This window comes from Moorena sp., from assembly GCF_982860115.1.
Genome location: NZ_CEYLVT010000087.1, coordinates 21,234 through 28,177 on the forward strand (window position 1 = coordinate 21,234; position 6,944 = coordinate 28,177).

5 protein-coding genes are annotated in these 6,944 nt (G+C 44.1%); 3 read left to right on the forward strand and 2 right to left on the reverse strand.

Annotated elements, in window-relative coordinates; genetic code table 11:
• Positions 1-806 precede the first annotated feature (806 nt).
• A complete protein-coding gene (locus AC4II3_RS16440; RefSeq protein WP_488015969.1) occupies positions 807-2,831 on the forward strand; it encodes an SUMF1/EgtB/PvdO family nonheme iron enzyme in 2,025 nt (674 codons plus the stop codon).
• Positions 2,832-3,027: 196 nt separating this feature from the next.
• Here the strand turns inward: AC4II3_RS16440 and AC4II3_RS16445 are convergent, their stop codons facing one another.
• Both AC4II3_RS16445 and AC4II3_RS16450 read right to left on the reverse strand, forming a co-directional pair.
• Positions 3,028-3,891, reverse strand: a complete 864-nt coding sequence (locus AC4II3_RS16445; RefSeq protein WP_488015967.1) for a helix-turn-helix domain-containing protein — start codon at positions 3,889-3,891, stop codon at positions 3,028-3,030.
• On the reverse strand, positions 3,878-4,054 hold the full coding sequence (locus AC4II3_RS16450) for a hypothetical protein (protein ID WP_488015965.1): 177 nt from the start codon (positions 4,052-4,054) through the stop codon (positions 3,878-3,880). Before AC4II3_RS16450 ends, AC4II3_RS16445 begins: the two co-directional genes overlap by 14 nt.
• 137 nt (positions 4,055-4,191) lie before the next feature.
• Here AC4II3_RS16450 and AC4II3_RS16455 point away from each other — a divergent pair, with 137 nt between their 5' ends.
• A complete protein-coding gene (locus tag AC4II3_RS16455) occupies positions 4,192-4,821 on the forward strand; it encodes a hypothetical protein (protein ID WP_488015963.1) in 630 nt (209 codons plus the stop codon).
• Between the two features lie 308 nt (positions 4,822-5,129).
• Positions 5,130-6,299: a cysteine desulfurase family protein gene (locus AC4II3_RS16460; protein ID WP_488015961.1), complete on the forward strand. Its 1,170-nt coding sequence runs from the start codon at positions 5,130-5,132 to the stop codon at positions 6,297-6,299.
• The last annotated feature ends 645 nt before the right edge of the window (positions 6,300-6,944 follow it).

The window sequence follows — 6,944 nt, forward strand, 5'->3', positions numbered from 1 at the left end:
TTTCCACCATAGGCTTTAGGCTAATGGTTGCCGAAGGTAGTGCCAGGACTAATTTTAGTTTAGACCAAAAATTAGTTATGTTTATATCGTTTTTTTAAAGTAATGAGGTACACAGGATTTTTCACAAATTTCAAAGTCCCCTCTTTTTTATTCCCTACTCCCTAGCTTAAAAGGGTACGTTTTTTACATTTGGGTAAAACATGGGACGACCCAGAGGGAGAGGAAAAGGAAAACAACGAACAAATGATGATTTTTAACGACAATAATGGTAGATGTTCTTATCCCCCACACCCGACACCCCACACCCCACACCTGACGTCTTTGTAAAAAACCTACCCTTATGAGCTACTCCCTACTCCCTACTCCCTAAATCTAGGACTTTTTAACTCCCCTAAGTCTTCAAAAACACATGCCAAGTTGGCATGACAAACAATATCTAGTAGACTAAGCTAATAATTAGATTGACATCCTCACGGATTAAAACCCCGTGGACTCTGTGGTTATAACACCGCCAACCGGTTAAAACTACCTTGGCTTTCAGCCAATAAACATACTCCTAAATCCTTAAGCTATTATTAGCAACTGTGGATTTACTTAAATTTTTAAAATTTAAAATGTTTGAAATTTCGCGCCAAAGCAGTCATACTATCGATTAGTTTGTGCGATTAGTTTGGTGGTGGGAAAACCAATCAAAACCTCTGTTATTTCGGTATTAAACAGGACTGGTAACCAAAAACTAAAGTAAAGCGCGATCGCTGTCCTGTCCAACGCCGTAGCTTGTATCAGTAGCTCGTAGGTAGGGAATCATGACTTGGTGCATTAATCCCGATTGTTCTAAACCTTACAATACAGAAGATACCCTATTCTGCCAAGCCTGTGGCTCGGACTTACTCTTGGCAGAACGTTATCGTGTGATTGGGTTACTCAGTGACAAAGGTGCTTTCGGTAAAACCTATGAGGTACTTGATCACAACAGTGATCAAAAAAGTAATCACAACACTCTCAAAGTTCTCAAAGTCTTGACTGACTATCAATCTCGGGCAGTTGAGCTGTTTGAGCAAGAAGCATGGGTGTTGAGTCAGCTGAATCATCCAGGAATTCCCAAATCAGAAGGAACATTTATCTTCTCTCCCAGAAACAACGAGATCAGCTTGCACTGCATGGTGCTCGAATACATTGAAGGGCTAGATTTAGAGGAGTATCAGCACCAACAAAAGAAGCACCCTATTGACGAAACCTTAGCCTTGGAATGGCTATCCCAACTGGTAAAAATTCTCCATGTAGTCCATCAGAAGCACTTTTTCCATCGCGATATTAAACCATCCAATATCATTCTCAGGAAAGATGGACAACTGGTGCTCATTGACTTTGGGGCTGTGCGGCAAGTCACTAACACCATCATTGTTGGCGGTAAAAACACCCAGATACATACTCCAGGTTACGCACCACCAGAACAAGAGCAAGGCTATGCCATGCCACAATCGGACTTCTTTGCCTTGGGGCGCACCTTTGTTTATCTGCTCACTGGTAAGGAACCGATGGATCCCCTTCTATACAATCCTGATACCAGTGAATTGTTATGGCACCCCTATGCCCCTCATATCTCCCCTCAACTCAGAGAATTTATCGACCAACTGATGGCTCCCTTAGTCAGTCAGCGTCCTCGGAATACTGGGGAGATTTTGCAGCAGTTGGCCAAGCTGAAGCAACTAATAAATCCAGCACCCTCACGACGCCAAGTCCTATTAAAAATACTATCCACTCCCTTCAAGGGGTCTTCCATAGGTTTAAGCAATACAAAGTTAACGAGGGTATTGACTAAACGGAAATTACTCAAAGCCGCTGGTTTTGGCAGTGTCGGACTAGTATTAGCAACAGTCATTGATCAACTCTCAAACTCACCCTCCACCCTCACCCCTAACCATTTGAGCCTCAATTTTACTCAAGAGCTAGAAAAGGATAAGCCACTATCCCCCAGTAATCAAGAGCAAAAAGCGAAGGTCACCAATGTATCCCTACAGGACTTTGAATTTGATGTGGTCAGAGTGAATCCCCAAGGTCAGATAAGCAACCGTAACCGTCATCAAGGCAAGTTTTTTAAGGAAAACTTAGGAAACGGGGTAATGCTGGAAATGGTTTCTATCCCTGGCGGTACCTTCACTATGGGTTCACCAGCTTCTAGACACTTGTTCTCTGTTAGACCCTTGTATATGGGCAAGTTTAGTGTAACTCAGGCACAGTGGAAAGTGGTTGCTTCCTTACCCAAAGTCAGTCGTGAATTGGATTCTGACCCATCCCACTTCAAAGGAGATCATCTGCCTGTCGAGCAGATATCTTGGTATGACGCTGTAGAATTTTGTGCCAGAGTGTCTCAAAAAACCGGACGTACCTATCGGCTACCCAGTGAGGTGGAATGGGAATATGCCTGTCGTGCTGGAAGCACCACAAAATTTCACTTTGGTCAAACAATTACCACCAATTTGGCTAACTACGATGGTCATCAAACTGACACTGATGGTTCACAGCCAAAAGGTATCTTTCGAGAGAAAACTACCACCGTCGGGAGTTTTCAAGTAGCTAACGCCTTTGGGCTATACGATATGCATGGCAATGTCTGGGAATGGTGTGCTGACCATTGGCATGAAAATCACCAGGGGGCACCATCCGATGGCAGTGCGTGGCTAAGCACTAATGAGGCTCGGGATCGCTTGCTTAGGGGAGGGTCTTGGCTCAACAGTTCCGGCTACTGCCATAGTGATTATCGCAATTTCAATGCTCCGGATGTTACATATATCTCCTTTGGTTTTCGCGTAGTTTGCGATTTGATTTAAACTTTAGCAAAGGGAATAGGGAGCAGGGAGCAGAGAACAAAAATTATCACAATTCCTACACGGATTGCTATTTTGATTTAAACGTTTGATCTATACTGCACCATTAACGCAACGGTTTTTTTGTAGACAGTTTCCTTATCTTAACCGTTGACAGTGAACCGTCAATCGTCAATCGTCAACCGTTAACAAAATCTGGTTAAAACAGGACTGAACTAGACTTGGTAGTTACTCCATTACTAATGTCTTCTAAGTTCTCAAGAAAATTACTCCAAGGTTCTGTATAAGTTTCTGTGTAAGTTCTCGAAAAATCTAGAATAGGAGTTTCTTGTGCTGACCCAATCCAACCACTCACTGGAGAAATTAACGGGAAAAGCCACTCATAGTAACTCTGGGGAAACGGAGTACTAGAAAGTTCCATGATGCTCTTATAAAATAGCCCAAAGGTTCCTGGGTCAATTTTGTGCTTCTCGACAGCGACTTGGATGAATTCCTCTGGACTCAAGCCTACATAACTTTGGCAGATTGTCACCCAATTCTTTAATCGTCGCCTTGCCTTTAAGCTCAGTGAAATAAATTTAACTCCCTTGAGTTCCTCAAATTTAGGAGACTGATTTAACACCTCCTCTAGGCCAGTGGTATCTGTCGAACCACTGAATTCCCTTTGCAACCGTTTAGCGATCGCTAAATTAATCTCAACTAATTGATCTACTGGTCGCCACTGAAGCTGTGCCAAAATCTGCTCCATGGAAATAGGTGGTGTCAAAGTAGAGGAACTCGATTTCTTGTTTCGCTCAATGGCTTCGAGAGGGTTTTCCTCACTGACCAAGAAGCTGATCAACTCTTCCGTTGTCCAACCAATACCTTTAGCCAGCCTCTCTAGCTTCTCTAAGCTGGGAGTATTATCACAATTCATCCAATTTGTCAAGGTGTTGTTAGTGACATTTACTTGTCTAGCAAGTTCCCGGACACTACCAAATTTTTGAGCCAGCACCTTAATCAATTGACTTAGCCTTTGGTGAATTTTGCTGTGTTTTAAGGAACTGTCTTTACTTGTGTCCAATTTTTTTACCAATGTGTTCTGGTGACATAATGTAACACTTCCCGATCCGGTAAGTGTGGGCTCGGGCGTGGTCATTCTCGGCTTTGCTAGGGAGCACTAGAAATCGAAATTGACCCCAGCTGGCAACCATGCGATCGCATCGCCACAAGCGAAGCGCGTCCATACCACCATCCTGCCAAAACATGAATGGACCATCGCTAATCTTCTCCGTGAAAACTCAGTGGTAACTCCCCAGTGAGCAAAAGAGTATCTTACGTATAATCACGGTTGTTCAATATTTTTCACAAAACTAGGATAGTTGTGAAAAGGGTTGAACATCTACACCATATGTTAAAGCATCAGAACTGGGAAAACAGGGTAACGGCTAAGCAAAGCAATACCCTTGCTCAGGAAAATCAGCAACTCAAAATTAAGTCAGATAAGTGCTACATTCCCATGACAAGTGGCCACGGTGGTTCTTCAACGTTAGTCCGTTGGAAGCAGAAAGTCACTACACAGAAAGTCACTACACAGAAAGTCACTACACACAATCGAGTGAATTTCTCGAGCTACCCACTGTGCCCTCCCCGCGACACCAAACCCGAGAAGCCTGTAGCTCCCCAAGAACAATTAAGTAACTTACAAGAAACCTGTGGTAAAATCATTCATCTGCTCTGTACATCTGACTATGGGAAACTGACTCAAGATGAATTGAACAGGAAGTGCCGGTATTCAGAAGAGCGACTTGCCCAAGGACTGAAACAGCTTGAGCTTGAAAAAGTAATTGAGTTCAAGTGGGGCATGTGGGTGATCATTAATCATCAACCCATCTGTCCTAAATGTGGTCTCAAAACTCGTGTAGTTAATTCTGCTTTGACACCAGGGAAAATTAAATCAATCTGTTCAACATGTCTAGAGTTAAAGCGTATTCAGTCAAAATTGCCGTTTTGATGAACTGCACTAAATTCTTAAAGGGTGGAGTGGGTTGTGAGGAGAATGAACAGCGAAAGCTGCAAAAAAATGGACAATTGGGTAATGGGATTTTAACCTGTAGCCCTTGGTGATCTAGGAAAGCAGTCTCAAAAACTGTGGACTTGAGATCTAGGAATTTAATTTGAGTGGTGAAACATCTTAGTGCGCTTTCCGCTCTTTGTGCTCGCCTCCTCCCTATCACCTGATGATGGGGTGATCAGGTCATGGGGAGGAGGTTGATCATAATGTATCCCGTAGCAGCTGCAATTTTTAACTAACGAAAAACCATGCATCGCCCAATTTACCTAGACTGCCATGCCACAACACCTATGGATGAACGGGTGTTGGAGGCAATATTACCCTACTTCACTGAACATTTTGGCAATCCATCGAGTATCAGCCATACCTATGGCTGGGAAGCTGAAGCAGCAGTGAAACAAGGGCGTCAGATTCTAGCAGATGCTATCAATGCCACACCAGTCGAGATCATTTTTACTAGTGGTGCCACAGAGGCTAACAATCTAGCCATTAAAGGGGTGGCTGAGGCTTATTTAAGTAAAGGACGTCACCTGATTACCGTGCAAACTGAACACAATGCTGTTCTTGACCCCTGTCACTATTTAGAAACCCTAGGGTTTGAGGTGACATTTCTACCGGTAAAAGATGATGGACTAGTGGATTTAGGCCAGCTAGAGCAGGCTTTCCGTCCTGATACCATTTTAGTCTCGGTCATGGCAGCCAATAATGAAATTGGAGTGTTGCAGCCTTTGGCCGAAATTGGGGATCTTTGTCGCCAGCATAATGTACTATTCCATACAGATGCTGCCCAGGCTATTGGCAAAATCCCCTTGGATGTGCAGTCGATGAAGATTGATTTAATGTCCCTGACAGCCCATAAAATTTATGGACCAAAGGGGATTGGGGCTCTCTATGTCCGCCGTCGTAACCCGAGAGTAAGGCTTGCACCCCAGCTCCATGGCGGTGGACATGAACGAGGGATGCGTTCTGGCACACTTTATACCCCTCAGATTGTGGGGTTTGCTAAGGCTGTGGAACTGGGGTTAGAAGAACAACCCTCAGAATCTCAACGGTTGATAGAACTCCGGGACGGTCTGTGGACCACTCTCTCTAAACTAGAAGGTATCAAGATCAATGGTCATCCTACCCAGCGATTATCCGGAAACCTTAACATTAGTGTGGAGGGAGTAGATGGCGCAGCCCTCCTACTAGGATTACACCCTGTGGCCGCCGTTTCTTCTGGCTCGGCTTGTTCCTCAGCAACTGTAGCTCCTTCCCACGTACTATTAGCCCTAGGACATCCGGAAAATCTGGCTTATGCCTCGATCCGGTTTGGAATTGGACGCTTTAATACCATGGCGGAAATTAGCTTAGTGGCTGAGCATACGATCACAACGATTGAGTCTCTGCGCCAATCTCAAGCTGTCAAAATTAATTAAACAAAATTGTTGAGCGCAGTCCCTAGCCATATTTTATACTTTGGGTGGGGTAACCGAAACTAGCTTTTAAATTGCAAAGCGTAAGCTTCTAGGCTAAGATCACATCGGTAGCACAAAGGAGATTTCGCTCCTTAGCTGAACCGCGAAAATCCCCGCACTTTACCTGTATTGGCTAGGTGTCGCATGGGAAGCGCAGGGTAAGAGTCCCAAAGGATCTTACCAATGTGATAAAGTAGGATAAGAATATAACAGATCCCCAACAAGGCAAACATGTGTGCCTCAATACCCTAAATCTAAGCAGTAAAGCTGCTGAAACAGGGAGGTTCAGGAGATATAGACAGAAACCCTGAAGAATTTCCAGACCTCTGGTCAGGAAATAGTCAACTAATAAAAAATTCCAACTTTTGGATAGATTGGTAGCAACTGGGTAATTTGTGGTAAATCCCGAACAGTGCCGATAAGGGGTCAACTGACTTTCAGCTATCGGAGCTGTGGTTAGCCAAAACCATCGCGCATAGCCTGTTTTAGCTTCCTCCGCGATTCATCCCACACTCATGCTGCGCATTGAGGTGTGGGATGAATCGCGGGCAGGAACTCTGATAAACAGCCTGAAAAACGTTATAATAAAAATAGCAGGGAAGACAA

What these genes read in the sequence shown, in the direction of transcription:
- AC4II3_RS16440 (WP_488015969.1), top strand. Translation starts at nt 807, where the DNA reads ATGACTTGGTGCATTAATCCCGATTGTTCTAAACCTTACAATACAGAA.
- AC4II3_RS16450 (WP_488015965.1), bottom strand. Translation starts at nt 4,054, where the DNA reads ATGGACGCGCTTCGCTTGTGGCGATGCGATCGCATGGTTGCCAGCTGG.
- AC4II3_RS16460 (WP_488015961.1), top strand. Translation starts at nt 5,130, where the DNA reads ATGCATCGCCCAATTTACCTAGACTGCCATGCCACAACACCTATGGAT.